The sequence below is a fragment of the Ramlibacter montanisoli genome, assembly GCF_013087525.1.
Taxonomy (GTDB): domain Bacteria; phylum Pseudomonadota; class Gammaproteobacteria; order Burkholderiales; family Burkholderiaceae_C; genus Ramlibacter; species Ramlibacter montanisoli.
The window spans coordinates 4,306,097-4,332,500 of sequence record NZ_JABFCS010000001.1; the positions used below are offsets into that span (position 1 = coordinate 4,306,097).

The 26,404-nt window shown below is 70.1% G+C and carries 22 protein-coding genes and 7 pseudogenes; 12 read left to right on the top strand and 17 right to left on the bottom strand.

The window, feature by feature from the left end:
• Positions 1-18: 18 nt before the first annotated feature.
• The 3 genes and pseudogenes from HK415_RS26675 to HK415_RS21415 all read right to left on the bottom strand — a co-directional run bounded on the left by HK415_RS26675 (position 19) and on the right by HK415_RS21415 (position 1,717).
• Positions 19-777, bottom strand: a complete 759-nt coding sequence (locus HK415_RS26675) for a Fic family protein (protein ID WP_309246784.1) — start codon at positions 775-777, stop codon at positions 19-21.
• 167 nt (positions 778-944) lie between these two features.
• Entirely contained in the window at positions 945-1,118 is a 174-nt protein-coding gene (locus tag HK415_RS21410) for a hypothetical protein (protein WP_171562754.1), read from the bottom strand.
• Positions 1,119-1,245: 127 nt separating this feature from the next.
• A pseudogene (locus tag HK415_RS21415) lies at positions 1,246-1,717 on the bottom strand (Lrp/AsnC family transcriptional regulator).
• Between the two features lie 104 nt (positions 1,718-1,821).
• On the opposite strand from HK415_RS21415, the pseudogene mdeB reads away from it, so the two are divergent.
• From mdeB to cynS, 6 genes and pseudogenes are all read left to right on the top strand, one after another.
• A pseudogene (gene mdeB, locus HK415_RS21420) lies at positions 1,822-4,433 on the top strand (alpha-ketoglutarate dehydrogenase).
• A 25-nt stretch (positions 4,434-4,458) separates the two neighbouring features.
• Positions 4,459-5,268: a creatininase family protein gene (locus tag HK415_RS21425; protein ID WP_171562756.1), complete on the top strand. Its 810-nt coding sequence runs from the start codon at positions 4,459-4,461 to the stop codon at positions 5,266-5,268.
• A 129-nt stretch (positions 5,269-5,397) separates the two neighbouring features.
• Positions 5,398-5,901 carry a CBS domain-containing protein gene (locus HK415_RS21430; protein WP_171562758.1) on the top strand — a complete coding sequence of 168 codons (504 nt, stop codon included), beginning with the start codon at positions 5,398-5,400 and terminating at the stop codon, positions 5,899-5,901.
• A gap of 22 nt (positions 5,902-5,923) precedes the next feature.
• Complete coding sequence (locus tag HK415_RS21435; RefSeq protein ID WP_171562759.1) at positions 5,924-6,247, top strand: plasmid stabilization protein; 324 nt, start codon at positions 5,924-5,926, stop codon at positions 6,245-6,247.
• A gap of 126 nt (positions 6,248-6,373) precedes the next feature.
• Positions 6,374-6,544 carry a hypothetical protein gene (locus HK415_RS21440; protein WP_171562761.1) on the top strand — a complete coding sequence of 57 codons (171 nt, stop codon included), beginning with the start codon at positions 6,374-6,376 and terminating at the stop codon, positions 6,542-6,544.
• Positions 6,545-6,613: 69 nt separating this feature from the next.
• Positions 6,614-7,057 (top strand): cyanase, encoded by a 444-nt coding sequence (cynS, locus tag HK415_RS21445; RefSeq protein WP_171562763.1) that lies wholly within the window; start codon positions 6,614-6,616, stop codon positions 7,055-7,057.
• A gap of 61 nt (positions 7,058-7,118) precedes the next feature.
• Here the strand turns inward: cynS and HK415_RS21450 are convergent, their stop codons facing one another.
• From HK415_RS21450 to HK415_RS21465, 5 genes are all read right to left on the bottom strand, one after another.
• On the bottom strand, positions 7,119-7,427 hold the full coding sequence (locus HK415_RS21450) for a KGG domain-containing protein (RefSeq protein ID WP_171562765.1): 309 nt from the start codon (positions 7,425-7,427) through the stop codon (positions 7,119-7,121).
• Positions 7,428-7,563: 136 nt separating this feature from the next.
• Positions 7,564-7,944, bottom strand: coding sequence for a thioredoxin family protein (locus HK415_RS21455; protein WP_171562767.1), 381 nt, complete (start codon positions 7,942-7,944; stop codon positions 7,564-7,566).
• A gap of 24 nt (positions 7,945-7,968) precedes the next feature.
• Complete coding sequence (locus HK415_RS25680) at positions 7,969-8,538, bottom strand: phosphoethanolamine transferase (RefSeq protein ID WP_253261981.1); 570 nt, start codon at positions 8,536-8,538, stop codon at positions 7,969-7,971.
• Positions 8,539-8,545: 7 nt separating this feature from the next.
• Positions 8,546-9,595, bottom strand: a complete 1,050-nt coding sequence (locus HK415_RS25685) for a phosphoethanolamine transferase (protein ID WP_253261982.1) — start codon at positions 9,593-9,595, stop codon at positions 8,546-8,548.
• Between the two features lie 3 nt (positions 9,596-9,598).
• Positions 9,599-10,279 carry a phosphatase PAP2 family protein gene (locus HK415_RS21465; protein ID WP_171562769.1) on the bottom strand — a complete coding sequence of 227 codons (681 nt, stop codon included), beginning with the start codon at positions 10,277-10,279 and terminating at the stop codon, positions 9,599-9,601.
• Positions 10,280-10,334: 55 nt separating this feature from the next.
• Here HK415_RS21465 and HK415_RS21470 point away from each other — a divergent pair, with 55 nt between their 5' ends.
• The 3 genes from HK415_RS21470 to HK415_RS21480 are packed head-to-tail and all read left to right on the top strand — an operon-like array spanning position 10,335 to position 12,381.
• Positions 10,335-11,021, top strand: coding sequence for a response regulator (locus HK415_RS21470; RefSeq protein ID WP_171562771.1), 687 nt, complete (start codon positions 10,335-10,337; stop codon positions 11,019-11,021).
• Positions 11,018-12,169, top strand: a complete 1,152-nt coding sequence (locus HK415_RS21475) for a histidine kinase dimerization/phospho-acceptor domain-containing protein (protein WP_171562773.1) — start codon at positions 11,018-11,020, stop codon at positions 12,167-12,169. The genes HK415_RS21470 and HK415_RS21475 overlap by 4 nt, the downstream gene beginning before the upstream one ends.
• A complete protein-coding gene (locus HK415_RS21480) occupies positions 12,088-12,381 on the top strand; it encodes an ATP-binding protein (protein WP_171562775.1) in 294 nt (97 codons plus the stop codon). The genes HK415_RS21475 and HK415_RS21480 overlap by 82 nt, the downstream gene beginning before the upstream one ends.
• Here the strand turns inward: HK415_RS21480 and HK415_RS21485 are convergent.
• From HK415_RS21485 to HK415_RS21515, 7 genes and pseudogenes are all read right to left on the bottom strand, one after another.
• The gene (locus tag HK415_RS21485) at positions 12,372-13,043 is read right to left on the bottom strand and encodes a histidine phosphatase family protein (protein ID WP_171562777.1); all 672 of its coding nucleotides are present in this window, start codon (positions 13,041-13,043) and stop codon (positions 12,372-12,374) included. The two genes, HK415_RS21480 and HK415_RS21485, sit on opposite strands and share 10 nt — an antisense overlap.
• 28 nt (positions 13,044-13,071) lie before the next feature.
• Positions 13,072-13,749: a VOC family protein gene (locus HK415_RS21490; protein ID WP_171562779.1), complete on the bottom strand. Its 678-nt coding sequence runs from the start codon at positions 13,747-13,749 to the stop codon at positions 13,072-13,074.
• 1 nt (position 13,750) lies between these two features.
• Entirely contained in the window at positions 13,751-14,617 is an 867-nt protein-coding gene (locus tag HK415_RS21495) for a PhzF family phenazine biosynthesis protein (RefSeq protein ID WP_171562780.1), read from the bottom strand.
• A 2-nt stretch (positions 14,618-14,619) separates the two neighbouring features.
• Positions 14,620-15,240, bottom strand: a complete 621-nt coding sequence (locus tag HK415_RS25690) for a glutathione S-transferase family protein (protein WP_171562782.1) — start codon at positions 15,238-15,240, stop codon at positions 14,620-14,622.
• Positions 15,234-16,440 (bottom strand): annotated as a pseudogene (locus HK415_RS21505) (aminotransferase-like domain-containing protein). Before HK415_RS21505 ends, HK415_RS25690 begins: the two are co-directional and overlap by 7 nt.
• Positions 16,437-17,365 (bottom strand): annotated as a pseudogene (locus HK415_RS21510) (DMT family transporter). Before HK415_RS21510 ends, HK415_RS21505 begins: the two co-directional pseudogenes overlap by 4 nt.
• Entirely contained in the window at positions 17,362-17,976 is a 615-nt protein-coding gene (locus tag HK415_RS21515; protein WP_171562784.1) for a LysE family translocator, read from the bottom strand. The pseudogene HK415_RS21510 and the gene HK415_RS21515 overlap by 4 nt, the downstream one beginning before the upstream one ends.
• A 126-nt stretch (positions 17,977-18,102) precedes the next feature.
• On the opposite strand from HK415_RS21515, the gene HK415_RS21520 reads away from it, so the two are divergent.
• Positions 18,103-19,545 (top strand): aminotransferase-like domain-containing protein, encoded by a 1,443-nt coding sequence (locus tag HK415_RS21520; protein WP_171562786.1) that lies wholly within the window; start codon positions 18,103-18,105, stop codon positions 19,543-19,545.
• A 239-nt stretch (positions 19,546-19,784) separates the two neighbouring features.
• On the opposite strand, the pseudogene HK415_RS21525 reads toward HK415_RS21520, so the two are convergent.
• Together HK415_RS21525 and HK415_RS21530 are read right to left on the bottom strand one after the other, a co-directional pair.
• Positions 19,785-21,341 (bottom strand): annotated as a pseudogene (locus HK415_RS21525) (phospholipase D family protein); the annotation flags it as partial.
• Positions 21,342-21,343: 2 nt separating this feature from the next.
• Positions 21,344-23,216: pseudogene (locus tag HK415_RS21530) on the bottom strand (ATP-binding cassette domain-containing protein).
• Positions 23,217-23,327: 111 nt separating this feature from the next.
• Here HK415_RS21530 and HK415_RS21535 point away from each other — a divergent pair.
• Together HK415_RS21535 and HK415_RS21540 are read left to right on the top strand one after the other, a co-directional pair.
• Positions 23,328-23,780 (top strand): (2Fe-2S)-binding protein, encoded by a 453-nt coding sequence (locus HK415_RS21535; protein ID WP_171562788.1) that lies wholly within the window; start codon positions 23,328-23,330, stop codon positions 23,778-23,780.
• A pseudogene (locus HK415_RS21540) lies at positions 23,777-26,042 on the top strand (xanthine dehydrogenase family protein molybdopterin-binding subunit). The gene HK415_RS21535 and the pseudogene HK415_RS21540 overlap by 4 nt, the downstream one beginning before the upstream one ends.
• Positions 26,043-26,404: the final 362 nt, after the last annotated feature.

Consider the following 26,404-nt stretch of genomic DNA (forward strand, 5'->3'; position numbering starts at 1 on the left):
CGACCAGGGCCTGTTCGCTCAGGTTCCCGCGGCCGTCCAGGTCGCCGCGGCGCGGTGCGTCTGCGTCGGCCAGCAGGGCGTAGTAGCGCTCCGTGTTGCGCGCAAAACCACGCAAGGGCGACCAGAGTCCCCCGTGTAACCCAGCGCGCTCAGCATGGTGTGTGTGTGCAGCCGCATCACGCGGCCGTTGCCGTCCACGAAAGGGTGGATCCATCCCAGACGCTGGTGTGCGGCTGCCAGGGCGATCAGCGCTGCCTCGCCGCGCCGCACGCCGCGGTAGAACGTGCCCCATCGCTCCAGGAAGGCAGGCAGGCTGCCGTGGGTTGGTGGCACGTGCTGACCGACGCGGACCTCGCGTTTGCGCAACTGCCCGGGTACGACGGGCTCCTCTTCGGAGGTGAGCAGGTCCTTGGCAGGGAGGCGCGCGAACAGCTCGCGGTGCAGGTCCTGCACGGCCTCCGTGGAGTACAGGGCAAGCGCGCCTTCGTCGCCCTGGTAGCGCGTTTCCAGCGCGGTCTCGGCCTCGATGTGGGCGACGGCCAGCCTTTGGCGCGCGGCCAGGTCTGCGTTCCTGGAGAAGTCCCGGCGCAGCGCCTCCTCGATCTCATGGGGCCGGGTGTGCTGGCCCTCGATGCGGTTGGTGTAGTAGGAGTTCATGCTGCGCAGCAGGGTGCGCAGCTCGGGAGGCACGCGGGTGCCGGCCAGGGTGGTGGCTTGCCGGGCCAGGTCGTGCGCCTTGGCCAGCAGCGGCTCCAGCCGCGCCTCGGCCGGCAGCAAGGGCTCGAACTGGTGAGGCCGGCTGTACATGCCCCGATTGTTGCCAAGGTCAAAGGTTTTGTAAACCGATGATTTTCATTGGCTTTTCTGGGAATGAGCCAAGTTTTTTGCCAACTCTGATGCGTGCCCTGGCGCAGGGGCCTCGTCACAGGGGCCCGGTGAGGGCTTCAGGCGACCAGGTGCGACAGGGTGGACAGGTTGGCCAGCACCATGGCGGTGATGGAGGGGCCACGGGTGCAACCGTCCAGGGCTGCCGCGACGGTGATCGCCAGGGACGGCCAGAAAGCTCGGTTCCAGCTCTCGCGCCAGGCGGTTTCAGCGAAGGTGTGCAGCGTTTCCATGAAGACATGGTCGCGCGATCGCGGGGCCCTGTGATTCGGCGGACTTCGCTACTGCGATGCCGCCCGCAGGCTGCGCGGCGGTCAGCATCGGGGCGCCGGGGGCGCGCGCCGGTACTACGTATGTCGGTCAGGACCGCACGGGCAGCGGGAGCGCCGTCTTGTAGCGGACCTGCTTGAGGGCGAAGCTCGAGCGGATCTTCTCGATGCCGGGGATGGGCGTGAGCTGCTCCAGGATGAAGCGCTCCAGGGCCGCGATGTCCGGGACCGCCACGCGGATGAGGTAATCGCTGTCGCCGGTCATGAGGTAGCACTCCATCACCTGGTCGTGTTCCGCGATGCGCTGCTCGAACTCCGCCAGAGCCTGCTTCGATTGCGTCTTCAGGCTGATGTTGATGAAGACGTTCAGTCCCAGGCCCCCAGCTTTTGGCGCTGGCCAGGGCAACGTAACGCTCGATCACGCCGCCCGCTTCCAGCGCCTTCACCCGCGCCAGGCAGGGCGAGGGCGACAGGTGCACCCGCCGCGCCAGTTCCACGTTGCTCAGGGAGCCGTCTTCCTGGAGCTCGGCGAGGATGCGCAGGTCGAGGGCATCGAGTTGCATGGAATGCTGTTGGAGGTGAATTCGGCGGCATTTTATGCCGTGACTCGGCCGTTGCGGCCCACATTCGGTAGCCCATGCCGGCCGGGAACGCCTACAGTGGCAGCATGGCCGACGACAGCATCACCCGTTACCTCGCCGACCAGGCCGGCGACATCGACCCCGGCGAGACCGCCGAATGGCGCGAGGCCTTCCAGGCGCTGGTCGCCACGCATGGCGCGGCGCGCGCCCGCTTCGTCCTTGACCAGCTGGCCGTGCTGGGAAGGCACCCCGCCGTCGGCTGGTCGCCCGAACTGGTCACGCCCTATGTGAACACGGTGCCCGTGGACCGGCAGCCGGTGTTCCCCGGCGACCTGGCGATCGAGGAGAAGCTCGCGTCGATCATGCGCTGGAACGCGCTGGCGATGGTGGCGCGCGCCAACAGCGCCTACGGCGAGCTCGGGGGCCACATCGCCAGCTATGCGAGTGCCGCCGACCTGTTCGAGGCCGGCTTCAACCACTTCTTCCGCGCGCGCAACGCGCAGCACGGTGGCGACCTGGTGTTCTTCCAGCCGCACAGCGCGCCGGGCGTCTATGCCCGCGCCTTCCTCGAAGGGCGGCTGCAGGAGCAGGACCTCGCGCATTACCGGCAGGAGCTCACGGCACCGGCGCAAGGCGCGCGCGGCCTTTCCAGCTACCCGCATCCCTGGCTGATGCCGGACTTCTGGCAGTTCCCGACCGGCTCCATGGGCATCGGCCCGATCAGCTCGATCTACCACGCGCGCTTCATGCGCTACCTCACGCACCGGCAACTCGTGGACTGCACCGGCCGCAAGGTCTGGGGCGTGTTCGGCGACGGCGAGATGGACGAGCCCGAGAGCATGAGCGCACTCACGCTGGCCTCGCGCGAAAAGCTGGACAACCTGGTGTGGGTGGTGAACTGCAACCTGCAGCGCCTGGACGGCCCGGTGCGCGGCAATGGCCGCATCGTCGACGAACTGGAAAAGCTGTTCCGCGGCGCCGGCTGGAACGTGATCAAGCTGCTGTGGGGCAGCGACTGGGACGGCCTGTTCGCGCGCGACACCACGGGCGCGCTGGTGCGCGCCTTCGCGCATACGGTGGACGGCCAGATGCAGACCTTCGCGGCCAAGGATGGCCGCTTCAACCGCGACAACTTCTTCGGCCAGGACGACGAGCTGGCGCGCCTCGCGCAGGGCATGACCGACGAACAGATCGACCGCCTCAAGCGCGGCGGCCACGACCTGGTGAAGGTCCACGCCGCCTACGACGCCGCGGCCAGGCACCGCGGCCAGCCGACCGTGATCCTCGCCCACACCAAGAAGGGCTACGGCATGGGCGCCGCGGGCCAGGGCCGCATGACGACGCACAGCCAGAAGAAGCTGGACGACGCCGCGCTGCTGGAATTCCGCAACCGTTTCAACCTGCCGCTGTCGGACGAACAGGCGACGCAGCTGGCCTTCTACAAGCCGGCCGAGGACAGCGCGGAAATGCGCTATCTGCATGCGCGCCGCGAGGCGCTCGGCGGCTACCTGCCGAAACGCGAGACCGCCTGCGCCGTGGTGCCGGTGCCGGACGCCAGCAGCTATGCCCAATTCGCGCTGGCGGCGGCGGGCAAGGAGATGTCCACCACCATGGCCTTCGTGCGCCTGCTCGGCGCGCTGCTGAAGGACCCGCAGCTCGGGCCGCGCATCGTCCCCATCGTGGCCGACGAGGCGCGCACCTTCGGCATGGCCAACCTGTTCAAGCAGGTGGGCATCTATTCCAGCGCCGGCCAGAGCTACGAGCCGGAGGACATCGGCTCGGTGCTCTCCTACCGCGAGGCGCTGGACGGCCAGATCCTGGAGGAAGGCATCAGCGAAGCGGGCGCCATCGCGAGCTGGACCGCCGCGGCCACCAGCTACAGCGTGCATGGCTTGGCCATGCTGCCCTTCTACATCTACTACTCGATGTTCGGCTTCCAGCGCGTGGGCGACGCGATCTGGGCGGCGGCGGACCAGCGCGCGCGCGGCTTCCTGCTCGGTGCGACCTCCGGCCGCACGACCCTGGGCGGAGAAGGCCTGCAGCACCAGGACGGCAGCAGCCACCTGGTCGCCGCCACCATCCCGAACTGCAAGGCCTACGACCCGGCCTTCGCCGGCGAGATGGCGGTGATCGTGGACCGCGGCATGCGCGAGATGCTGGTGGAGCAGCGCGACGTCTTCTACTACGTCACGCTGATGAACGAGAACTACGCCCAGCCGGACCTGCCTGCCGAGGCGCGCGAAGGCGTGATCCGCGGCTGCTACCGCTACGCCCGCTACGGCGACGAGACGGCACGCCAGCGCGTCACGCTGCTGGGCTCCGGCGCGATCCTCACCGAGGTGGTGAAGGCGGCGCAGCAGCTGGCGGCCGACGGCATCCCCAGCGAGGTGTTCAGCGTCACCAGCTGGAGCGAGCTGGCGCGCGACGGCATCGCCTGCGAGCAGCGCGCCATGGGGGCGAAGCCGATGCGCTCCCCTACGTGACCTCGCAGCTGGCCGGCCAGGGTCCGGTGATCGCCGCCAGCGACTACGTGCGCGCGGTGCCGGAAAGCATCCGCGCCTGGGTGCCGCCGGGCCGCCGCTACCTGACCCTGGGCACCGACGGCTTCGGCCGCAGCGACACGCGGGCGGCCCTGCGCGCCTTCTTCGGCGTGGACGCGGCGAGCATCGTGAAGGCGGCGCACCACGCGCTGTCCTGAGGCGCGGCCGGGCTAATATCCGGCCATGCCGTCCCCCTCCCGTTACTGGGCCGACCTCGCCACCACCGACTTCGCTGGGCTCGATGCGGCCCGCACGGTCGCCGTGCTGCCGCTGGGCGCGACCGAGCAGCATGGCCCGCACCTGCCGCTGGCGGTGGACCAGTGCCTGGTGGACGGCATCGTGGCGCAGGCGCTGCCGCAGTTGCCCGCCGACTTCCCGGTCCTCGTGCTGCCGACGCAGCAGGTGGGCTACAGCCCGGAACACGCCGACTTCCCCGGCACACTGACGCTGCCGGTCGAAACGGTGATCGCGACCTGGACCGCGCTGGGCGAATGCGTGGCACGGGCCGGGGTGCGCAAGCTGCTGCTGTTCAACAGCCACGGCGGCCAGGTGAGCCTGATGGACATCGTGGCCCGCGAGCTGCGCATGCGCTGCCAGCTGGTGGTCTACAGCTGCAGCTGGTGGAACCTGCCGCTGGGCGACGCGGTCACCGGCCTGTTCCCGGCCGACGAACACCGCTTCGGCGTGCACGGCGGCGACATGGAGACCTCCCTGATGCTGGCACTGGCCTCCGGTCGCGTGCGCATGCCGCAGGCCCGGGACTTCGGCTCCAGCGCGCGCGAACGGGCGGCCCGCCATCCGGTCCTGGGCAACGGCCGCAGCGCCAAGCTGGGATGGGCCATGCAGGACTACAACCGCGAAGGCGCCGCAGGCAACGCGGCGGCCGCCACCGCCACCAAGGGCCAGGCGGTGCTGCAGGCGGCCGGCAGCCAGCTGGCCGCGTTGCTGCAGGAGCTGGTGCAGCTGCCGCTGTCCACCGTGGTCGAGCGCTGAAGGGCACGGCCCAGCCGGTCCGTCCTACGCCAGCTTGCGAGCGCGCCGACACGCCGCGCGAGCCGCCCCGCTAGATTGGAAACCGTGGGCCGGCGCGAGCCCGGCCTCGACTGTCCAAGGAGAACATCAATGACGACGGTGGCAGATGTCATGACGCGCGACGTGCGCACCATGAAGCCGAGCGACTCGGTGGTGGATGCGGCGCGCTGCATGGACGAACTCAACGTGGGCGTGATCCCCGTGTGCGACGGCGAGAAGCTGGTGGGCATCGTGACCGACCGCGACATCGTGGTGCGCGGCCTGGCCCAGAAGGGCGAAGTCCAGGGCATGAAGCTGGCCGACGTGATGAGCGGCAGCGTGCGCTGCGCCAAGGAGGGCGACGACATCGACCAGGTGCTGGGCGAGATGGCCGAGGCCCAGATCCGCCGGCTGCCGGTGGTGGACGCCAACCAGAAGCTGGTGGGCATCGTCACGCTGGGCGACATCGCCGCCAAGGGCCCCAACGAGGAACGCGACGTGGGCAGCTCGCTGGGCGACATCTCGTCGCCGGCCGAACCGGACCGCTCGGAGACCGGCAACGGCCAGTCCCAGTCCCAGTCCCAATCGCAAGGACAGGGGCGCATCAAACACTGAACGGCAAGGAAAGGAGCAGACCATGCCGAAAGCGTGGAGCGCCAAGCGCGAACGCCAGTACGACCACATCAAGGACGGCCTGAAGTCGCGCGGCAAGAGCGAGAAGGTGGCGGAGGAGATCGCCGCCCGCACGGTCAACAAGGAGCGCGCCCAGCACGGCGAGGCCAGGCATGCCAGCGCGCAGTCGCTGCGCGACATGCCGGCCTCCAGGCGCGGGGGCCAGCGCTCCCACAAGGGCGAGGGCGGCCGCACCCGCGACCAGCTCTATGAGGAAGCGAAGCGAAAGGGCATCTCCGGCCGGTCCACGATGACCAAGGCCGAACTGGAGCGCGCCGTCGGCCGCTGACCGAGGGTTCCCACGGGGGTGGCGTTGGAATGCGGCCACGGCCGCGCCAAGCTTGTCGCTCCCCCTCATCCTTCCGGGTCATGCATTTGTCATGTTCGCCTGCCAGACTGTGGGCAGGTGAACCACATGCGTTTCTCGGCCCTCTTCCAGACCCCGCTCTCGCAGCCGACGGCTGCGCAGGTGGAGCCTGTGCTGCCGGAAACGCCCCCGCCGGCCGCCCTGCCGGTGCAGGACCTCCCCGACGACCTGGACGCCCGCGTGCGGCTGGTCGGCGAGTGGCAGCTGCTCGAGTCCTGAGGCACTCTCCTTGCTAGCGTTCCCGGCAAGCCCGGGCGCGCCGCTCCGGGCCCCCACGCAGGAGCCCGCATGAACCGCAACGACGTCACCGAGAAGATCATCGCCGCCAAGGTGTCGAAAGGCATCACCTGGGAGGAGGTCGCCCGCCGCATCGGCCAGTCCAAGGAGTGGACGACCGCCCTGTGCCTGGGACAGATGACGGCCAACGCCGAACAGGCGCGCGCGCTGGGCGAGGTGTTCGGCCTGGGGGAGGAGGAGCAGAAGTGGCTGAAGGTGGTGCCGTACAAGGGATCGCTGCCCACCGAGGTGCCTACCGATCCCCTGATCTACCGCTGGTACGAGATCGTCAACGTGTACGGGAGCACGATCAAGGAGCTGATCCACGAGGAGTTCGGCGACGGGATCATGAGCGCCATCGACTTCTCCATGGACATCACGCGCGAGCCGGATCCCAAGGGGGACCGCGTCAAGGTGGTGCTGTCCGGCAAGTTCCTGCCTTACAAGACCTACTAGCGTGCAACAAAAAGGGGCGTCACCCAAGCAAGGGACGCCCCTGGCACGAAACTGCCCGGCCTTAGTTGCTGCCGTGCGAGCCGCCGCCGCTGTTGCCGCTGCCGCTGTGCGAGCTCATGCCGCTGTTGCCGCTGGCGTGCGAGCTGCTGCCGCTGCCCGACTCCATCGCCTTGCGGCGGTTGGCGCTGCGGGCCATGCCGCCCTTGCGGCCGGCTTCACGGGCTTCTTCGGAAGTGAACTCGTGCGCCGTGCCCTTCTCGTGGGCGGCGCGGCCGCCCTCGCTGGCAATCTCGCGCTGCCGCTGCGGGTCCATGGAGGCGAAACCGCGGTTCGATTTCCCGCCCTGGTTGCCCTGATTGTTGGAAGCCATGTGAGGATCTCCTTGCAAAACTGAATGTTGGAACTGCATGCCCGGTCTGCGCCGGCCATGGTCTGATTGAGCTTGCAAGTGCGTACTACGCTCGTCAGGCAGCAAAGCTGCCGGATGTAGGAGCGGCCCTACCTCTTCAAACGAGGGCGCGGGGCAGGACTTCGGCCTTCAGCCGACGGAGTAGGGCATTGGCCTCCACGCCGACGCCAGGGTCAGGCCGCGGCTGAGCTTGGAGGCGCGCCAGCAGGCGCGTGAACTGCGAGGCGAGGGGCGGGATCGGCGCCAGGAAAAGCACTTCGTCACCGCGTGCAACGAGCAGCGTGGGAAATGTTTCGATGTCGACCTCGCCCATGGTCTCGTCTTCGTCCTCCACGTCCACCCACGCGAAGCGCATGTGCGGGTTCGCGCCCGCCTGCGCCGTGAACATCGGCAGGAAGTCGCGGCACACGCCGCACCAGGCGGCGCACAGGCACGCGACCCACCAGGTGGGTTGGTCGTCGCCTGCCATGCTGTCCATGGCGGCAGTTTACCGGCGGCCCGTTCAGTGCACCGCGCACTCCGCGTACGCGTCCAGCGAACGTCGATAGATGGCGGTGCCCACCTGCATCAGTCCCAGCACCGAGTGGAACAGGTGGTCGTGGGTCACGCGTTGCTGCGCGTGGGCGCGCAGGCATTGCAGCGACAGGCCGGACTGCTGCTCGAAGCCGGAGGACAGCCACGTGATCCACGGCACGTGCTTCTGCACGTCGGGGGCCAGCGCATAGGGCAGGCCGTGCAGGTACAGGTTGTTCTCGCCGAGCGATTCGCCGTGGTCGGCGACGTACAGCATCGCCGTGCCGTAGTCGTCGCGCCGCTGCAGCCAGGCGATGGTGGAGGCCAGCAGGTGGTCGGTGTAGGCGATGGTGTTGTCGTAGGCGTTGCGCAGTTCCTCGCTGCTGCAATCGGGCAGGTGGCTGCTGGTGCATTCCGGCAGGAAACGCTTGAAGGCGGCGGGGGTGCGCGCCGCGTAGTCCGGGCCGTGGCTTCCCATCTGGTGCATCACCAGCACGACGCCCTTGCCGCGGGCCTCGGCCGACAGCCCGTCGAGGCGTCGGTCGAGGTCTTGAAGCATCACCTCGTCATGGCACTCGCCGTGCGCACAGCGCGGGGTCGTGGAGGCCCGAGGTGTTCACGGTGGGAACGCGGTCGCACACGCCCTTGCAGCCGCCCGGCTGGTTGTCCACCCAGAGCACCGCCACGCCGGCGTGCTGCAGCACGTCCAGCAGGTTTTCGGTGTCGCGGGCGCGCGCCAGGAAGCCCTCGCGACCCAGGGGCGAGAACATGCACGGGACCGATGCCGCGGTGCTGGTGCCGCAGGACCAGGCGTTGCCGAAGCTGGCCGGCTGCAGCCGCCCCAGTTCGGGCGTGGTGTCGCGCGCATAGCCATTGAGGCCGAAGTTGCCGCTGCGCCCCGTTTCACCGAGCACCAGCACCAGCAGGCGGGGCTTGCCGGCGGGGGCAAGCAGCACCGCGTCCCGGCCGGCGGGCGCCAGTTCGCCCTTCGCACGGGAGCCGCCCACCGCCGTGCGCGCAGCGGCATAGAGCGTGTTCAGCGGGTTCATCAGGTAGCGCAACTCCTTGTGGTTGCGCATGGTGGACGCCAGCGGCTGGAAGCTCAGCAGGAGCAGGCCCGCGAACAGCACGATCGCCATCGATGCGCCGCCCAGGTTGCGCAGCACCTGCTGCCGCCACGGACGATGATCGATCCGCGCCCGCCACACCATCCACGAGGGCAGCGCCGCGCCGGCCAGCACCACCAGCGCCAGCCGCGAGGTGAGCAGGGCGTGCACCTCGTGCCAGTCGGTCTGCAGGGTGTTGGCCGCCATCGCGCTGTCGATCACCACGTGGTAGGTCCACATGAAGTGCGCGCCCAGGGCCGATGCGAACAGCAGCACGACGATCGCCGGCTTGAGCACCGGCCGCCACGCCACCAGGCTCAGCAGTGCGTGCAGCGCCGCGGCCATCATCCCGGCCAGCGCGAACAGCAGCAGCCAGCCCCCGTGCGACTGCAGCACGCCGAGATCGAGCAAAGCGCGCCAGAGCGGGGCATTGCCGGCGCCCGCCATCCAGACGCTCGCGCCCGCGACCGGCAGTGCGGCCGGCATGCGCCGCTGCGGATGGACCTGCATGCCTCAGATCCCTTCGGCCGACCAGGCCCGCGGCCAGGTTGCGTGCACCGCATGGGCGACCGACCAGCACAGTGCCCCGCTCCACAGCGTATGGCTCATGAAGTGCGCGCCGCGCCACTGCTGCGCGAGGCCGAAGACCAGGCCGGCCGCGGCCGCCGTTGCGAACCAGAGTCGCGCCAGCCGCGGGTCGGCGCGGCGGAACGCGAAGTAGCCGCCGACGAAGCTGAAGCCGGCCGACGCGTGGCCGGCCGGGAAACAGTGCCCGCTGCCGCCGTCCGGCCGCAGGCTCCAGTGCGAGGCATACGGCACCAGGCCGCCGAAGTCGCTCAGCTCCCAGGGGCAACTGGTGTCGCTGCCCGCCTTCAGCAGGGAGACCGCCAGCGCACCCAGCAGGGTCGAGACCGCCAGCTGCAGGCGTTCCGGCTGGCCGGTGCGCGCCATCGGGCCGACCGGCCACCAGACGGACAGGCACAGGGCCAGCGCCAGCAGCCAGGCCGCGACGCGGCCGCCTTCGTGCAACACGCCGGCGAGCAGCCAGTGGTCCCGCCAGGGAAAACCGCGCGCGGAACCCGCCAGCCGCGCCAGCGGCAGGTCCAGTCCGCTGGCGTCCCAGGCCAGGGCCAGCGCGAACAGCGCCAGGGTCGCCCAGGCCGCCGGCGACAAGCGGATCTCCCGTGGTGTCATGGCGCGGGATCGTGCTTGTAAGCGCTTAAGCAGCGCTTAACGTCACAATCCCGACATGCGAGTGCTGGTGGTGGAAGACGACAAGGGGATCGCCGAGGGCCTGGCGGCGCACCTCGCGCGCGCGGGCAATGCGGTGGACTGCACGCCGGCCATGGGCCCGGCCTGGGCGGCACTGGCCGCGGAACCCTACGACGTGGTGCTGCTGGACCTGGGTCTCGCCGATGGCGACGGCATCGACCTGCTGCGCCGCTTGCGGCAGGCGCCTGCCGGCAGGCTGCCGGACCCCGCGACGCCGGTCCTGATCATGACCGCGCGCGACCAGGTCTCCTCGCGCATCGCGGGGCTGGACCTCGGCGCCGACGACTACCTCACCAAGCCTTTCGATCCCGACGAACTGGCCGCGCGCATGCGGGCGCTCGCGCGCCGCGCCACCGGCCGCGCGCAGGCCACCATCCGCTACGGCGAGCTGGAGATCGACCCGGCGGCGCGCAGCGTGCACCGTGCCGGCGAAGCGGTGGAACTCTCGACGCGCGAGTTCTCGGTGCTGCTGGCGCTGATCGAGGCGCGGCCCCACGTGCTCTCGCGCGCGCAGATCGAAGCCAAGCTCTACAACTGGGACAGCGCGCTGGAAAGCAATGCCATCGAGGTGCACGTGCACCGGCTGCGGCGCAAGCTGGGCGACGGCATCGTGCGCACGGTGCGCGGCGTCGGCTACTACGTGCCGGCGGAGGCCGGTCCATGAAAGCGGGCCGTGCGCCGTCATTGACGCGGCACCTGCTCGCGTGGGCGCTGGGCGCGCTCACCATCGTCTGGGGCACCTTCATCGTGTTCGGCTACATGACGGGCGAACACGAGGCCGACGAACTCACCGACGGCCACCTGGCCAGCGTCAGCTCCCTGCTGCTGCCGCTCGCCCCCGGCGGCCTGCAGACCAGCGGCCGCACGCCGGTGGTGATCCCCGGCAACGACATCAAGGCGCACGACTACCAGCGCTCGCTCACCGTGGTGGTGTGGGATGCGCAGGGCAGGATGCTCTCGCGCACGGGCGACGCGCCTTCGCCTCCCTTCAGCAACAGCGAGGGCTTCGCCACGCTGCAGCTCGGGGAGCCGCTGGAGCCCTGGCGCACCTATTCGCGCTGGGATCCCGCGCACGGCAACAAGATCATGGTGCTGCTGTCGCACGCGGAACGCGACGACCTCGCGCGCGACATCGCCGGCCAGGTGATCGTGCCGGGCCTGTGGCTGATGCCGGTGGTGGCGCTGGTGCTGGGCCTGGCGATCCACCGCGGGCTGCGGCCGATGCGCGAGCTGGCGGCGGAAGTCCATGCGCTCGACCCGCAGAAGGCGCAGAAGGTGGAGTCGCCGGTGCGCTTCGAGGAGCTTGCCGCGACGGTGTCGGCGATCAACCGGCTGGTGGACCGCTACAACGCCGCCCTCGACCGCGAACGCGCGCTGGCCAACGAGTTCGCCCACGAGCTGCGCACGCCGCTGGCCTCGATCGCGCTGCAGGCCCGCGGCATCCAGGACACGGCGCCGGGCCCCGGCCAGCAGGCGGCGCTCGCGCGGCTGCAGGAGGACGCGCTGCGCGCGGGCGAGGTGCTCGCGCACCTGCTGGCGCTGGCGCGCACCAGCCGCGCAGAACTGGACGAGACGGCGGAGACCGTGGACCTGGACGCACTGGCCCGGCGCGTCGTGTCCGACTTCGCGCCCGACGCGCACGCGGCCGGCCGCGAGCTCGGACTCACCAGCGCCGGACCGTTCCCCTCTCCGGCCATCCCGTCCTGCTGGAACTGGCGCTGCGCAACCTGGTGCAGAACGCGTTGGCGCACACGCCGCCGGGCACGCAGGTCGAAGTCGAACTCGATCCGGCGGCGCGCCTGCTGCAGGTGAGCGACGACGGCCTGCGCCACAGCGGCGATCCGGGCGCGTCGGCGCCGGCGGCGGTGCAGGCGCTGCGCCTCGGCCTCGGGCACCGCGTGGTGGAGAAGGTGGCCGCCCTGCACGGCGCGGCCTTCGAGCCGAACGTGCCGCTGGCCGGCGACCGCCGCGCCTGGCGCCTGCGCTTCGACGCGGCGCAGCCGCAGCCGGCCCCTCAGGCGTAGGTCACCCAGTCCTTGTATTGCGGCGCATCGAGGTGCGGCACGGCGTTGAAGCCGACCAGCATGTGGCGCTTGGGCGTGAAGGCGAACTCGGTGATCGCGGTGTTGCGGATGCGCATGTTCAGGTCGATGGTGACCTCCGGTTTCGTGCCGAGCACGTGGCCCACCGCGGTGGAGATCGGCCCGCCGCTGGTGACCACCAGCACGTTCTGGCCGTAGTGGTTCGCGCGCACGTGGTCCAGCGCGCCCGCGACGCCGGCGACGAAGTCGGTGTAGCTGGGCATGCCGCGCGGGCTGGTCGCGCCCGCCATCCAGCGCGCCAGTCCGTCGCGCAGCAGGCGGAAGTGGTGGCGGTACAGCTCGGGCGAGGTGGGCTTGGCCAGCTTGCCCTCGTGCACGGTGGCAATCACCGCCTCGCTGTCGTATTCGTTCAGGCCTTCCCAGGACAGGGGCTCGCCAGCGTGGTTCATGCCCTCCAGGATGCCTTCCAGCGTCTGCTTGTGTCGGCGCAGCGTGCCGGCGATGAGTCCGTCGAAGCGGATGCCGCGCTCGGCGAAGTACTCGCCGAGGCGCACGCTCTGGCGGCGGCCGAGCTCGCTCAGCTGGTCGTAGTCGTCGGCGCCGAAGGAAGCCTGTCCGTGGCGGACGAGATAGAGGGTGCCCATGGGGGCATTGTGGCAAACCGCGCGGGGATCAGAGTCCGCCCGACTCCAGCTTGACCCGCCCGCGCGGCGTGGCGAGCACTGCGCACAGGTTGGCGCTGCCTTCCTGGACCGCAACGGCCTGCAGGTCGATCGCGTCGAATGCCTGGCGCAGGCCCGCCGCTTCCGGATGGACGCACGTCAGCGACTGCAGCGTGACGCCCGACTCCGGCATGGCCGAAGCGGGGTGGGTCGTGCCCCATTCGATCAGCGTCGGCAGCACGCCGCCGAACAGCCGTTGCCCGTCCTCGCGCACCGTGATCTGCCACTCCAGCAGGCCGCGCGGCGTCATGCGCGATGCGGCCACCGCCTCGCCGCGGTCCATGCCGAGCTTGCCGAGCGCCGCGATCGCCTGCCGCACGTCCGGCACGCTGGCGACGAAATGCAGCAGGCGCGGCCCGCTGCGCGCGAGCGTGTCCCGGACGTGCTCGTCGTCCAGGTCGAACCAGCGGCGCGCGCGCTGCGGCGTGCGCCCGGGCTGCACCGCGAGGATCTCGAAGTAGGCGCGCGGATGGTCCACGGTCGCCACGCGCAGCAGGCGGTTGTGCGTCCCCATCAAGGGATGCTCGCCGCCGGGGCCGGGAACGACGCCCAGCGTCGCTTCGCACCAGGCCACGCCTTCCTCCAGGCTGGCGGCGCCGACAATCAGGTGGTCGATGCGGGCCGCCACCTCAGAGCTCCACGGTGCCGCGGATGCAGGTCACCGAATCACCGCCGATCCAGGTCTCGCCGGCGGCGTCGCGTTCGACGTGCACGCGCCCTGCGCGGCCCAGCGCCGTGCCCTGGCTCGCGATGTACTGCGGCGGGGCGATCCCCGCGCCGATCAGCCATTGCGCGAGCGTCGCGTTGAGGCTGCCGGTGACCGGGTCCTCCGTCAGGCCGTTGTTGCCGGGGAAGAAGGCGCGCACCTCGAAGGCGCACTCGTCGCCGGCCGCGCGCGAACCGACCACGCCGACCTTGCCGCGCGGACCGACGACACCGATGTCGAGTCCCGCGAGGACGGCGCCATCCGGCTTGAGCGCCAGCACCTGCTCGGCCGACTCCAGCAGCACGCCGCGCCAGTTCGGTCCGTTGTCGCACCATGCGTGGCCCACGATGTCGCTGCGCGCGATGCCCAGGCCGCGCGCGATCAGCGCCACGTCTTGTTCGGGCAGCGGGCCGCCCTTGCGCAGCGGCGGCGCGGCGAAGGCCAGGCGCTCGCCCTGGCGCCTGAGCTTCACCAGGCCGACGCCGCATTCCTGCACCACGTACTCCCCGTCCGGCTTGCCGCCGGCCTGCAGCCAGGCATGGCAGCTCCCGAGCGTCGGATGGCCCGCGAAGGGCAGCTCGCGGCCGGGGCAGAAGATGCGCAGGCGGTAATCCGCGCCGGCCTGGGTCGGCGGCAGCAGGAAGGTCGCCTCCGACAGGTTGGTCCAGTTGGTGAAGGCCTGCATCTGCTCGGTGGACAGCCCGCTGCCGTCGAGGACGACCGCCACCGGGTTGCCGCGGTAAGGGGTGGCGGTGAACACGTCCACCTGCTGGAAAGGTCTTTGCATCATGGTCAGCTCAGGGGAAGGTCGAGGACGCCGCGGGCTGCCGGCAGCCCGCGCATGCCTTCATACCAGCGTTGCAGGTGCGGATGGGGCGGGTGTTCCAGGGGCAGGCCCCACCAGCGGTGCATCTCGCAGGCGATCGGGATGTCGGCCATGCCGATGCGGTCGCCGCCCATGAAGCGTCGGCGGCCGAGGTGGGCGTCGAGCATCGCCAGCAGTGGTTCCGTGGCCGCCACCGATGCCGCGATGGCCGCCGCGTTGCGCTTCTCGGGCGGTGTCCGCACCAGCTGGATGAAGGCCTCGCGTCCGGCCGGATTGAGCGTGGTCTGCTGCCAGTCCATCCAGCGCTCGGCGTCGAAGCGCTCGCGCAGGTCCTGCGGACAGAAGTCGCCGCTCGCGTGGCGCGCACACAGGTAGCGCACGATGACGTTCGACTCCCACAGCGCGAAGTCGCCGTCCTCGATCATCGGCACCAGGGCGTTCGGATTGCGCGCGAGGTAGTCCGGCGCCTTCACGATGCCGAAGGCGGCGCCGGCATCCACCCGCTCGAAGGGCAGCTGCAGCAGTTGCGCCGTGAGCACCACCTTGCGCACGTTGATGGACGAGATGCGGCCCCAGATCTTCAGCATGGGGCCGCCCGCGCGTGTTCGCGGATGGCGGCGGCGAGCGCCGCAACGCCGGCTGCGATCTGCTCCGCGCTGGCGGTGACGAATGACAGTCGCAGGGTGCGCGCATCCGGCTCGCCAGCGTAGAAGGCGCTGCCCGGCACGAAGGCCACGCCGCGCTCGACGGCCTGCGGCAGCAGCGTGATCGCATCCATTTCCCGCCGGCAGACGGGCCCACAGGAACATGCCGCCATCGGGCGCATTCCAGGTGACGCCCAGGCCCTGCATCTCGTGCTCGAGCGCGGCCAGCATGGCGTCGCGCTGCGCCTTGTACAGCGCGCGGATGGTGGGCACGTGCCGCTCGAGGAAGCCGCCTTGCAGCACCTGCGCCACCATGCGCTGGTTGAAGCCGGGGCTGTGCAGGTCCGCCGCCTGCTTGGCCTGCAGCAGCTTGGGCATGACCTGTGCGGGGGCGACCACGTAGCCCAGGCGCAGGCCCGGCGCCAGCACCTTGGAGAAGGAGCCGAGGTAGATGGTGCCTTCGGGATGGCGCGCCGCCAGCGGCGCCGGCGGCGGCACGTCGAACCAGAGGTCGCCGTAGGGGTTGTCTTCCACCAGCGGCAGCGCGAGCTCGCGCGCCGTCTGCACCAGCGCCTGGCGCCGCGCCTCGCTCATGGTGCGGCCGGTGGGGTTCTGGAAATTCGGCAGCACGTAGAGGTGGCGGGCCCCTTCGCGCCTGGCCGCCAGGTCGGCGACGTCGATTCCCTCGGCATCGCTGGCGACGCCGACCACCTGCGGCTCCATCGGCGCGAAGGCCTGCAGCGCGCCCAGGTAGGTCGGCGTCTCCACCAGCACGCGGCTGCCCTGGTCCACCAGCACCTTGGCGACCAGGTCCAGGCCCTGCTGCGAGCCGGTGGTGATCAGCACCTGGTCCGGATCGACGCTCCAGGGCAGCATGCGCGCCACCTCTTCGCGCAGCGGCCGATAGCCTTCGCTGGCCGCGTACTGCAGTGCCCCATGCCCGTCGTCGGCCAGCACCTTCCGGCAGGCCTCGGCGAAAGCCTCGACCGGGAAGGTGCGCGGCGAGGGCAGCCCGCCGGCGAAGCTGATGATGCCGGGGCGTTCGGTGACTTTCAGGATCTCGCGGATCACGGAAGGGTTCATGCGCTCGGCGCGGCGCGCCAGCGTCCAGCCCGTTGCGGGCGGCAGGTCGTGCAGTTTCATCGGGGCTCCACGGCAGGGGACAGGACGGGCGCGGCGGCGGCGCTGCGCACCGGCATCCGCTTGCCCATGAACACGGTGGCGATCACCGCCAGCGCGAAGGCGATCGTGACGGCATCCAGCCGCTCGCCCAGCAGCGGCACGGCGAACAGCATGCTCAGGAAAGGTTGCACCAGCTGGACCTGGCTCACGCGTACGGTACCCCCGAGCGCGAGGCCGCGGTACCAGGCGAAGAAGCCGATCCACATCGAGAACACGGCGACGTAGCCGAAGCCCCACCAGGCATGCGTCGGCATGGCGGACGCGGGCCGGCTCCACCACGCCAGCGGCACGGTGATCGGCAGCGCGATCACCAGCGCCCAGCAGATCACGTGCTCGGCCCGCATGCGTTGCGACAGCCGCGCCCCGTAGCCGTAGCCGACCGCGGCGCAGGCCATCGCGGCCAGCAGCAAGGCGTCGGCCGCGTGCAGGCGCACGCCCTGGCCGGCATGCAGCAGCGCGTACGCGACCACCAGCGCGCTCCCCAGGGCCGCGCACAGCCAGAAGCCGGCGGAAGGGCGCTGCCGGTGCAGCAGCGCGCCGACCAGGGCGGTGGCCAGCGGCAGCACGCCGACGATCACGCTGGCGTGCACCGCCTCGACGTAGCGCATGGCCACGGACGTGAACAGCGGAAAGCCGAACACGACGCCGCCGGAGGTGATGACCAGCGGCCACCAGTCCTCGCGGCGCGGCAGGGGGCGCGCGTGGCCAGCAGAAAGACCGCGGACAACGCCGAGGCCACCACCGCGCGGCCCAGGGCGATGAACACGCCGGACATCAGCGGCGCCTCGGGCGTGCCGACGGCCAGGCGCGTCATCGGCAGCGTGAGGGCGAAGATCGCCACGCCCAGGAAACCCAGCCAGAGGCCGCGCTTTTCCTCGCGCCTCATACCGTCACCATCCAGGCCGGGGTGCCCACCAGCACCAGGGCCAGTGCGCGGTTGAACCAGAGCAGGCGACGGCCATGCGCCAGCCAGCCTCGCAGCAGCGAGCCGACCAGCGCATAGGTGAAGTTGCTGGTGAAGGCGAACACGGCCATCAGCGCGCAGATGATCGCCAGGCGCTCGCCGGGGTTCGACGCGGGCTGGCCCGCGCCATTCACCACCCAGCCCGCGGTGAGCGTCAGGGCCAGCATCCAGGCCTTGATGTTCAGGAACTGCAGGCCCACGCCCTGCCAGAAGGTCACGTGCAGGCGGCGCGCGTCCACCTGCGCCATCCGGTCGGCGCGGGCGAGCTTCCACGCGAGCCACAGCATGTAGGCGACGCCCGCCAGCTTCACGGCCCAGCGCAGTGCCGGAACGCCCAGCACGAGCGCGCCGAGGCCCAGGCCGCTGCCGATCATGAGCAGCGTCCAGCCGGCCGGCACCGCGATGCAGAAGCGCAGTGCGCGCGGCAGCCCGCCGTTGGCCGCCAGCGCCGTGGACAGCGTGGTGTTCGGCCCGGGCGAGAAGCTCATCGCCGTGCAGAACAGCAGCAAGGCCGTCAGTTCGGCAGCGCTCATGGGGCGGGGGATTGCAGGGGCATGAGGACCAATGTAATCTGCGGCACCAGTACACGGCCAGTACAGATTGCCAGATCACCGCGTCATCTGTACTGGCCGGAAACCCAATACACGAAGGAGCCTCCGATGCTGATGAAGGCCTCGTCGCAGTCGCTGACCGAGCAGCTTGCCGGGCGCTTTTCCGAGCGCATCCGCAACCGCCTGCTGGCCCCCGGTGCGCGGCTGCCTTCCGTGCGCCAGTGTGCTGAGCAGCACGGGGTGAGTCCGACGACCGTGGTCGCCGCCTATGACCAGCTGCTCGCGCAAGGGCTGGTGGAGGCGCGCAAGAACCGGGGCTTCTTCGTGCGCGAGGCTGCGCCGCCAGCGGGCGAAGGCGAGACTGCGGCGCCGCCTGCCATGCCCGCGGGCTGGAATGCGGCCCACTGGATCGTCGCGCGCCGCGGCCCGGCGCCGGTGAACGCCACCTCGCTGATCCGCGGCATGTTCCACAAGGTCAGCAACAAGCCGCAGCCCGGCATGGGCGTGTTCCCCTCCGAATGGCTGGAGTCCACCTTCATGCCGGCGGCGGTGCGCAAGGTGACCAGCACTCGCGCGCTGCACGACTTCTCGCTGCAGTACGGCGAGCCGCTGGGCGACACGGGGCTGCGCCGTGCGCTGGCCACCAAGCTGGCGGCGCTCAACGTGCCGGCTTCGCCGGAACAGATCATCACCTCGGTGGGCGCCACCCACGCGCTGGACATCGTCAGCCGCACGCTGTTGCGCCCGGGCGATCCGGTGATGGTGGAGGAGCCGGGCTGGGCTGTGGAGTTCGCGCGGCTCACCGCGCTGGGCATGCACCTGCTGCCGGTGCCGCGGCGGGCGGACGGGCCCGACCTCGACGTGATGGCGAAGTACTGCGCGGTGCACAAGCCCAAGCTGTACGTGAGCGTGAGCGTGTTCCACAACCCGACCAGCTACTGCCTGTCGCCCGGCAGCGCCCACCGCCTGCTGCAGCTGGCCAACCAGCACGACTTCCACATCGTCGAGGACGACACCTACAGCCACATCGCGCCCGCGCATGCGACGCGCCTGTCGGCCCTCGACGGCCTGCAGCGGACGATCTACGTCGGTGGCTTCGCCAAGATCCTCGCGCCGAACTGGCGCATCGGCTTCCTGGCGGCGCCGCCGGCGCTGGTGGAGCAGATGCTCGATACCAAGCTGCTGGGGACGCTGACCACGCCGGCCCTGCTGGAAAAGGCGCTGGCCCTGTGCATCGAGCAGGGCCAGCTGCGGCGCCACAGCGAGCGCATCCGCACCCGCCTGGACGTGGCGCGCGGCCGCAGCGTGAAGCTGGCGCTGCAGGCAGGCTGCCGTTTCGCGGCGGAGCCTGCGGGCCTGTTCGGATGGGTGGACACCGGCGTCGACACCGACGCGCTGGCGCAGCGCATGCTGGACGAGGGCTACCTGCTGGCGCCCGGTGCGCTGTTCCATGCGGAACGCACGCCCAGCACGCTGATGCGCATCAACTTCGCGACCACGCAGGACGCGGCGTTCTGGAAGAAGTACGTGGAGCTGGTGAAGCGGATGTGAGCCGCGGGCCGGCTACAGCATTTCTTCCGGGGCGAAGGGGCCGAGCACGCGCACCAGGACCCGGAGCTTCGTGCTCGCGCCGGGTTCGCGCGTTTCGTCGCCGTAGGAGGCGCCCTGGGGGCGCGCCAGTGGTACTTGCCGTCGCGGCGCTCCAGCCGGTAGGCGGCCGTGTTCATCGTGTTCTCGATCTGCCGCGTCGCCTCCTGCGACAGGGCCGTGCTGCGGATCACGAGGCCGACCTCGCTGTTCTTCAGCTGCGAGCGCAGGTCCAGGTTCATGGAGCCGATGACCGCCAGCCGCTGGTCGATGATCACGGCCTTGGAATGCAGGCTGGCCCGCGAGTCCGCATTGCCCGCCTGCGAGCCGCCCGCGCCGCCGCTCCACGGGCCGCGTCGCCTTTGTTCCCGCGCGGCACCGGAGCCGAGCAGGTCGGCGGCGGATTCGGGGTCCGAGCGCATCTCGTGCAGCTCCACGCCCATGTCCAGCAGCGCCTTGCGGTAGCGGGCGTAGCCCGCGTGGGCTGCCGGCGCGTCGTTCGACGCCAGCGAGTTGGTGAGCACGCGGATGCGCACGCCGCGTTTGCGCATCTGCTCGTACACGGCCATCATCCGCGCGCCGGGCACGAAGTACGGCGTGATGATCAGCACTTCGCGCTGGGCGACCTGCATGAGGTTCAGCAGGCCGTCGATGACGGTTTCACCGGCATCCACCTCGTCGTCGCCCGGGCCGATCTTGCCGGGCTCGTCGACCAGCAGCGTGGCCGGCGCCCAGGTCAGGCGCACCGTGCGCAGGTCCATGGAAGCGCGGTCCGCCTGGTTGGCCTCGGCCTGGGTGACCGTGGGCAGCACCGTGCCGGATGCGGCGACCGGAATCACCGGCTTGGGCAGCTGGCCCGTCGACGCCGGCGCCAGCGGCTTGGCCAGGGCCTCGAGGTCTTCCTTGTCCAGGAGCGTCTGCACCGGATAGGCGAGCTTGTCGTTCCAGAAGCGGTCGAAGCTCGCCGACATGTCGCGCACGATGCGCCCGGCCGCGAGCACGTCGAGGTCCACGAAATTCTGCTTGTCTCCGGTGCCGAAATAGCGGTCTCCGAGGTTGCGGCCGCCGGTGATGCCCCAGGCGTTGTCGGCGATGAACAGCTTGTTGTGCATGCGCTTCTGCATGCGGCCCACGTCGTGCAGCGAGGTGATCACGCGTCCGATCAGGTTGTTGCGCGGGCCGGGCAGCGGGTTGAACAGCCGGATCTGCACGTTCGGCTCGAAGGCCAGGCGCAGCACCTGTGCGTCTTCACCCACCGTATTGAAGTCGTCCAGCAGGATGCGCACGCGCACGCCACGCCGCGCGGCCTCGCGCAACCTCTGCAGGATCACTTCGGTGCTGGCGTCCGCGTGAATGGCGTAGTACTGCAGGTCCAGGCTGCGCTGCGCGCCATCGACCAGTGCCAGCCGGCTCGACAGCGCGGTGTCCACGCTATCCAGCAGGAAGAAGGCGGAGTCGCTGCGTGCCGCGGCCTGTGCGCGCCGTGCCTGCACCAGTTGGCCGAGTGCGGTCTGATCCGCCTGCGTGAAATGCGTGGACGCCGTGCGGCCGTCGTTGGCCGGCAGGCTGGCGCAACCGCTCGCCCAGCCGAGGTAGAACGCCATGGCGAGCCAGCGCAGGAGCCGCGGCCAGGCGGCGAACGAGGAGGGCGCGGCGCGGGCGGAACTGCAGGTTTCCATGGGTGGAGCGACTGTAGCCGCCGCCTTTGCGCCACGGGGTTCATGAAGGTCAGCAATGGCCGCTTGTCGGTGACGGCGCATGCCTACAGTTGACCCAGGGCCTCCCAGCGCTCGAGTGCGGACATCAGCTGCTCCTCGATCTGCTCGCTGCGCACGGCCAGTTGCTGCGCGCGGCCAGGGTCCTCGCTGTACACCTTGCCGCGGGCGAGTTCCGCCTGGATCGCTTTCTGTTCCTGCTCCAGCGACTCGATGAGTCCCGGCAGCGATTCGAGTTCGCGCTGCTCCTTGTAGCCCAGCTTGCGCTTTCCGGCCGCGGCCGGGGCAGGTGCCGTCGGCGCAGGCTTCTCCCGCGGCGACGCGGCGGGCGCGGCGCCCGCCTGCGCGAATTCCCGGCTGCGGCGCGATTGAGCCAGCCAGTCCTGCACGCCGCCCTCGTATTCGCGCCAGCGGCCGTCGCCTTCGAAGGCGATGGTGCTGGTGACCACGTTGTCCAGGAAGGCGCGATCGTGGCTCACCAGGAACACCGTGCCTTCGTAGTCCTGCAGCAGTTCCTCTAGCAACTCCAGGGTGTCGATGTCTAGGTCGTTGGTGGGCTCGTCGAGCACCAGCACGTTGGCGGGGCGCGCGAACAGGCGCGCCAGCAGCAGGCGGTTGCGCTCACCGCCGGACAGGGAGCGCACCGGCGATCCCGAACGCGCGGGTGAGAACAGGAAGTCACCCAGGTAGCTCTTCACGTGCTTGCGCTGCTTGCCGATCTCGATCCATTCGCTGCCGGGGCTGATGAAATCCTCCAGCGTCGCGTCGGGGTCGAGTGCGGTGCGCATCTGGTCGAAGTAGGCGACCTGCAGGTTGCTGCCAAGCCGCACGCGGCCTTTGTCCGGTTCCAGTTCGCCGAGGATCAGCTTGAGCAGCGTGGTCTTGCCCGCGCCGTTCGGGCCGATCAGTCCCACCTTGTCGCCGCGCAGGATGGTGGGAGCTGAAGTCGCGCACCACCACGCGTTCGCCGAAGGCCTTGGTCACGTGCGCGAGCTCCGCCACGATCTTGCCGGTGGGCTGGCCGGTGGCGACTTCCATGCTCACGCGGCCGAGCGCGTCTCGGCGCGCGACCCGCCTGGCGCGCAGCTGCTCGAGCCGCGTGATGCGGCCCTGCGCACGCGTGCGCCGTGCCTCCACGCCCTTGCGGATCCACACTTCCTCCTGCGCGAGAAGCTTGTCCGCCTTGGCATTGACCACGGCCTCCTGCGCGAGCTGGTCCTGCTTCAGCTGCTGGTACTGCGAAAAATTGCCGGGGTAGGAGAGCAGGCGGCCGCGATCGAGTTCGACGATGCGGGTGGCGACCCGGTCCAGGAAGGCGCGGTCGTGCGTGACCAGCACCACGCTGCCGCGGAAGTCGAGCAGCAGGTTCTCCAGCCACTCGATCGAATCGAGGTCGAGGTGGTTGGTCGGCTCGTCCAGCAGCAGCACGTCGGGGCGCCGCACCAAGGCCTGCGCCAGCGCCACGCGCTTGCGGTTGCCGCCCGACAGGGAGCCGATGCGCGCTTCCGGATCCAGGTGCAGCCGGTGCAGCGTCTCGTCGATGCGCTGCCGCCAGTTCCAGCCGTCCTGTGCCTCGATGCGGCCCTGCAGGGCGTCGAGGTCGCCGCGGCTGTGCGTGTAGTCGTCCACCAGTGCGATCACGTCCGCCAGGCCGGACTGCACCGATTCGAACACGGTGGCGTCCTCGCCCAGCTGCGGTTCCTGGGCGACGAAGGCGGTGTGCAGCCCTTGCTGGCGTTGCACGTGCCCGTCATCCGGACGTTCCATGCCTGCAAGGATGCGTAACAGCGACGACTTTCCGGCGCCGTTGCGGCCGATCAGTCCGATGCGTTCGGCTGCCTCCAGCGAGAAATCGGCGTGGTCCAGCAGGGGTACGTGCCCGAAGGCAAGCTGGGCGCCGGTGAGCGTGATGAGGGCCATGGATGCGGGAGAAAGCCAGCGAGCGTATCACCGCCGCCGCATCCGCGATGCTTTGCACTATCTCCTGCGCGAGGTGCTGGCTATAGTGGGATCTGTTCGAGGAGGGGTTCCGTGGAACTCAATATCAATGGCGCCCGGCTGCAGGTCGAGGCGGATGCCGCCATGCCCTTGCTGTGGGTGCTGCGCGATGTGCTGCAGCTCACCGGCACCAAGTTCGGATGCGGAGTGGCGGCCTGCGGCGCCTGCACGGTGCGCATCGACGGCCAGGCGGTCCGGTCCTGCGTCACGCCTGTCGGCAGCGTCGCCGGCAAGGCCATCCAGACAATCGAGGGCCTGGGAACGACCACGCGCCCCCATCCGCTGCAGACCGCCTGGATCGCGGAACAGGTACCGCAGTGCGGCTACTGCCAGAGCGGCATGCTGATGGCGGCGGCTGCCCTGCTGGAGAGAAAACCCAGGCCGACCGACGCGGACATCGACGAGGCGATGACCAACATCTGCCGTTGCGGTACCTACCAGCGCGTGCGCGCCGCGATCAAGCGCGCGGCGGGGCAGAAGGCGTGAAGCGGCGCAGCTGGCTGCTCGGAACCACGGCGGTCGGCGCGCTGCTGGTGGGGTGGGCCGCCCTGCCGCAACGCTCGCGTCTCGGCCTGGCGTCGATGATGGCGCCCGGCGAGGGCGACTTCGCGCTGAACGGCTGGATCAAGATCCTTCCCGATGGGGGCGTCGTGCTGGCGATGCCGCGCAGCGAGATGGGGCAGGGGTGCACACTGCGCTGCCGCAGCTCGCCGCCGAGGAACTGGATGTGCCGCTCGCGAGCATTCGCATCGAGCAGGCAGGGTGGGACACCGTGTACGGCAACGTCGCCATGCTGGTGGGCAACCTGCCTTTCCATCCTTCCGAGGAAGAAGGCGAAGACGGCTTCGGCCGGGTGAAGGCGAGCCGCTGGATGGTCGGCAAGCTGGCGCGCGAGCTGGGTTTGAACGCCACGGGTGGATCGAGCAGCGTGTCGGATGCGTGGGAAGTCGTGCGCCTGGCGGCGGCGACGGCGCGGGCATCGCTGGTGGGTGCCGCGTCCCTGCAGTGGAGGTTGCCGTCCGAGGACCTGAAGGTGGCCGATGGCGTGGTCTCGCACCCGTCAGGGCGTTCCGCTGGTTATGGAGAGCTGGCACGCAGCGCGTCGGCCACGCCGCCTGGTTCGGTGGAATTGAAGGATCGAAAGGCCTGGCGCGTGATCGGGCAACCGGTACCGCGGCTGGACGTGCCGGCCAAGGTGAGCGGCATGGCGCGCTTCGGGCTCGACGTGCGCCTGCCCGGGATGCGTTTCGCGGCATTGCGCCTGGCGCCGACGCTCGGCGGCGCGCCCGGCTGGGTCGATGCAAGAGCGGCCCTGGCGATGCCAGGAGTGGAGCGGCTTGTCATGCTGCCCGCGTATGCCGGCTCCACGGCCGGATTCGCCGTCGTCGCGCGCAGTTACTGGCAGGCCCAGCAGGCTGCGCTGGCCGTGGAGGTGGACTGGCGCGCGCCGGCCACCGGCCTGCTCGACTCGGAGCGGATCGCCGGGCAGCTGCACGAAGCGGTGAAGCTGCGGGACGGGTACCAGTTCTACGGACGCGGCAATGTGGACGAAGCGTTCCGTGCCGGCGGGCGGACCGTCGAAGCCTGGTACAGCGCGCCCTACCTGGCGCACGCGACGCTGGAGCCGATGAACGCGACGGCGCGGGTGGGGGACGGGCGCGTCGAGGTCTGGGCGCCGACGCAGGTGCCGCAGATGTGCCGCGCGGCGGCCGCACGCGTCGCCGGCGTCGCCGAGGAGAAGGTGGACCTGCACGTGACCTTGCTGGGCGGCGGCTTCGGCCGGCGGCTCGAGGTGGACTACGTCGTGCAGGCGGTGCGCGTCGCCATGGACTTGCCCGGCGTCCCGGTGCAGCTGATCTGGTCGCGCGAGGAGGACACCCGGCACGATTTCTACCGGCCGATGCAGGTGGCCCGCGTGCGCGCAACGCTGGACGGGGCGGGATTCCCCCTTGCCTTGCACATCAAGTCGGCCGGCGATGCGATTTCACCGCGGTGGATGGAGCGCGGCCTGCCGGCCCTGGCGGGGCCGGTGGACCTTCCCGACAAGACGGCCTCGGAAGGCCTGTTCGACCAGCCCTACGCGTTTGCCCACCAGCGCATCGAGCACGTGTTCACGCGCAGCGGAGTGCCGGTGGGCTTCTGGCGCTCCGTGGGGCATTCGCACAATGCGTTCTTCACGGAGTCCTTCATCGACGAACTGGCGGCGGAGGCGCAGAAGGATCCCGTGGAGTTCCGGCGCAGCCTGCTGAGGCGCTCTCCGCGCCACCTCGCGGTCCTGAACGAGGCAGCAGAGCGTTCCGGCTGGGGGCTGCGGCCGCTGCCGGCGGGCCGGGCCCGGGGCGTGGCCCTGCACGAATCGTTTGGTTCGGTCGTGGCGCAGGTGGTCGAGGTGTCCCTTGAAAAGGGCACTCCCCGCATCCATCGTGTGGTTTGCGCGATCGACTGCGGCACCGTGGTCAATCCGCAGATCGTGGCCCAGCAGATGGAAGGGGCCGTGGTGTTCGGGCTGACCGCTGCACTGCACGGACGCATCGACATCCGCGGTGGTGTCGTGCAGCAGCGGAACTTCCCCGATTACCCGATGCTCAGACTCGGCGCTGCCCCCAGGTGGAGACGTGGATCGTCCCCAGCGAGCGGCCGCCGTCGGGCGTCGGTGAGCCGGGCGTGCCGCCGGTGGCTCCTGCGGTGGCCAGCGCTCTGTGCACCCTGACAGGCAGGCGGTATCGGTCGCTGCCTTTCGCGGCGTAGCGTACGGGTTTTCCCTTGTGCTATAGTCGCGGGCTTCGCTGACGACGGCGCTGCGCAAGCGGCAACGACGGCAGCAGAAGAAAAAGAGCCCGGGTTCGCGGCGGACGATCAAAAGTCGGTATAGAATCTAGGGCTTCGCTGATGACGACGGTGACTCGCGCAAACCGCGCGGATCGCAGACGAAACAGCAAAAAACAGCTGGACAGGGCTTCGAAAAATCTGTCATAATCGAGGGCTTCGCTGATCGCAGCGGGGTTGGCAAGAAGGGAAGGCGCAAAGCCGGAAGATCTTGCGGGGTTCGTTAAAAATATACAGCCGATAAGCGTGGGCGTTTGATGGCGACTGCCAAGTTCTTCGGAACA

Excerpts from the sequence above, each read along its gene's own strand:
- cynS (WP_171562763.1), top strand. The coding sequence starts at position 6,614 with ATGAACCGCAACGACGTCACCGAGAAGATCATCGCCGCCAAGGTGTCG.
- HK415_RS21410 (WP_171562754.1), bottom strand. The coding sequence starts at position 1,118 with ATGGAAACGCTGCACACCTTCGCTGAAACCGCCTGGCGCGAGAGCTGG.
- HK415_RS21435 (WP_171562759.1), top strand. The coding sequence starts at position 5,924 with ATGCCGAAAGCGTGGAGCGCCAAGCGCGAACGCCAGTACGACCACATC.
- HK415_RS21425 (WP_171562756.1), top strand. The coding sequence starts at position 4,459 with ATGCCGTCCCCCTCCCGTTACTGGGCCGACCTCGCCACCACCGACTTC.
- HK415_RS21485 (WP_171562777.1), bottom strand. The coding sequence starts at position 13,043 with ATGGGCACCCTCTATCTCGTCCGCCACGGACAGGCTTCCTTCGGCGCC.
- HK415_RS21430 (WP_171562758.1), top strand. The coding sequence starts at position 5,398 with ATGACGACGGTGGCAGATGTCATGACGCGCGACGTGCGCACCATGAAG.
- HK415_RS21515 (WP_171562784.1), bottom strand. The coding sequence starts at position 17,976 with ATGAGCGCTGCCGAACTGACGGCCTTGCTGCTGTTCTGCACGGCGATG.
- HK415_RS21440 (WP_171562761.1), top strand. The coding sequence starts at position 6,374 with ATGCGTTTCTCGGCCCTCTTCCAGACCCCGCTCTCGCAGCCGACGGCT.
- HK415_RS25680 (WP_253261981.1), bottom strand. The coding sequence starts at position 8,538 with ATGCTTCAAGACCTCGACCGACGCCTCGACGGGCTGTCGGCCGAGGCC.
- HK415_RS25685 (WP_253261982.1), bottom strand. The coding sequence starts at position 9,595 with ATGCAGGTCCATCCGCAGCGGCGCATGCCGGCCGCACTGCCGGTCGCG.
- HK415_RS21450 (WP_171562765.1), bottom strand. The coding sequence starts at position 7,427 with ATGGCTTCCAACAATCAGGGCAACCAGGGCGGGAAATCGAACCGCGGT.
- HK415_RS21495 (WP_171562780.1), bottom strand. The coding sequence starts at position 14,617 with ATGATGCAAAGACCTTTCCAGCAGGTGGACGTGTTCACCGCCACCCCT.
- HK415_RS21465 (WP_171562769.1), bottom strand. The coding sequence starts at position 10,279 with ATGACACCACGGGAGATCCGCTTGTCGCCGGCGGCCTGGGCGACCCTG.
- HK415_RS21470 (WP_171562771.1), top strand. The coding sequence starts at position 10,335 with ATGCGAGTGCTGGTGGTGGAAGACGACAAGGGGATCGCCGAGGGCCTG.
- HK415_RS21455 (WP_171562767.1), bottom strand. The coding sequence starts at position 7,944 with ATGGACAGCATGGCAGGCGACGACCAACCCACCTGGTGGGTCGCGTGC.
- HK415_RS21475 (WP_171562773.1), top strand. The coding sequence starts at position 11,018 with ATGAAAGCGGGCCGTGCGCCGTCATTGACGCGGCACCTGCTCGCGTGG.
- HK415_RS25690 (WP_171562782.1), bottom strand. The coding sequence starts at position 15,240 with ATGCTGAAGATCTGGGGCCGCATCTCGTCCATCAACGTGCGCAAGGTG.
- HK415_RS21520 (WP_171562786.1), top strand. The coding sequence starts at position 18,103 with ATGCTGATGAAGGCCTCGTCGCAGTCGCTGACCGAGCAGCTTGCCGGG.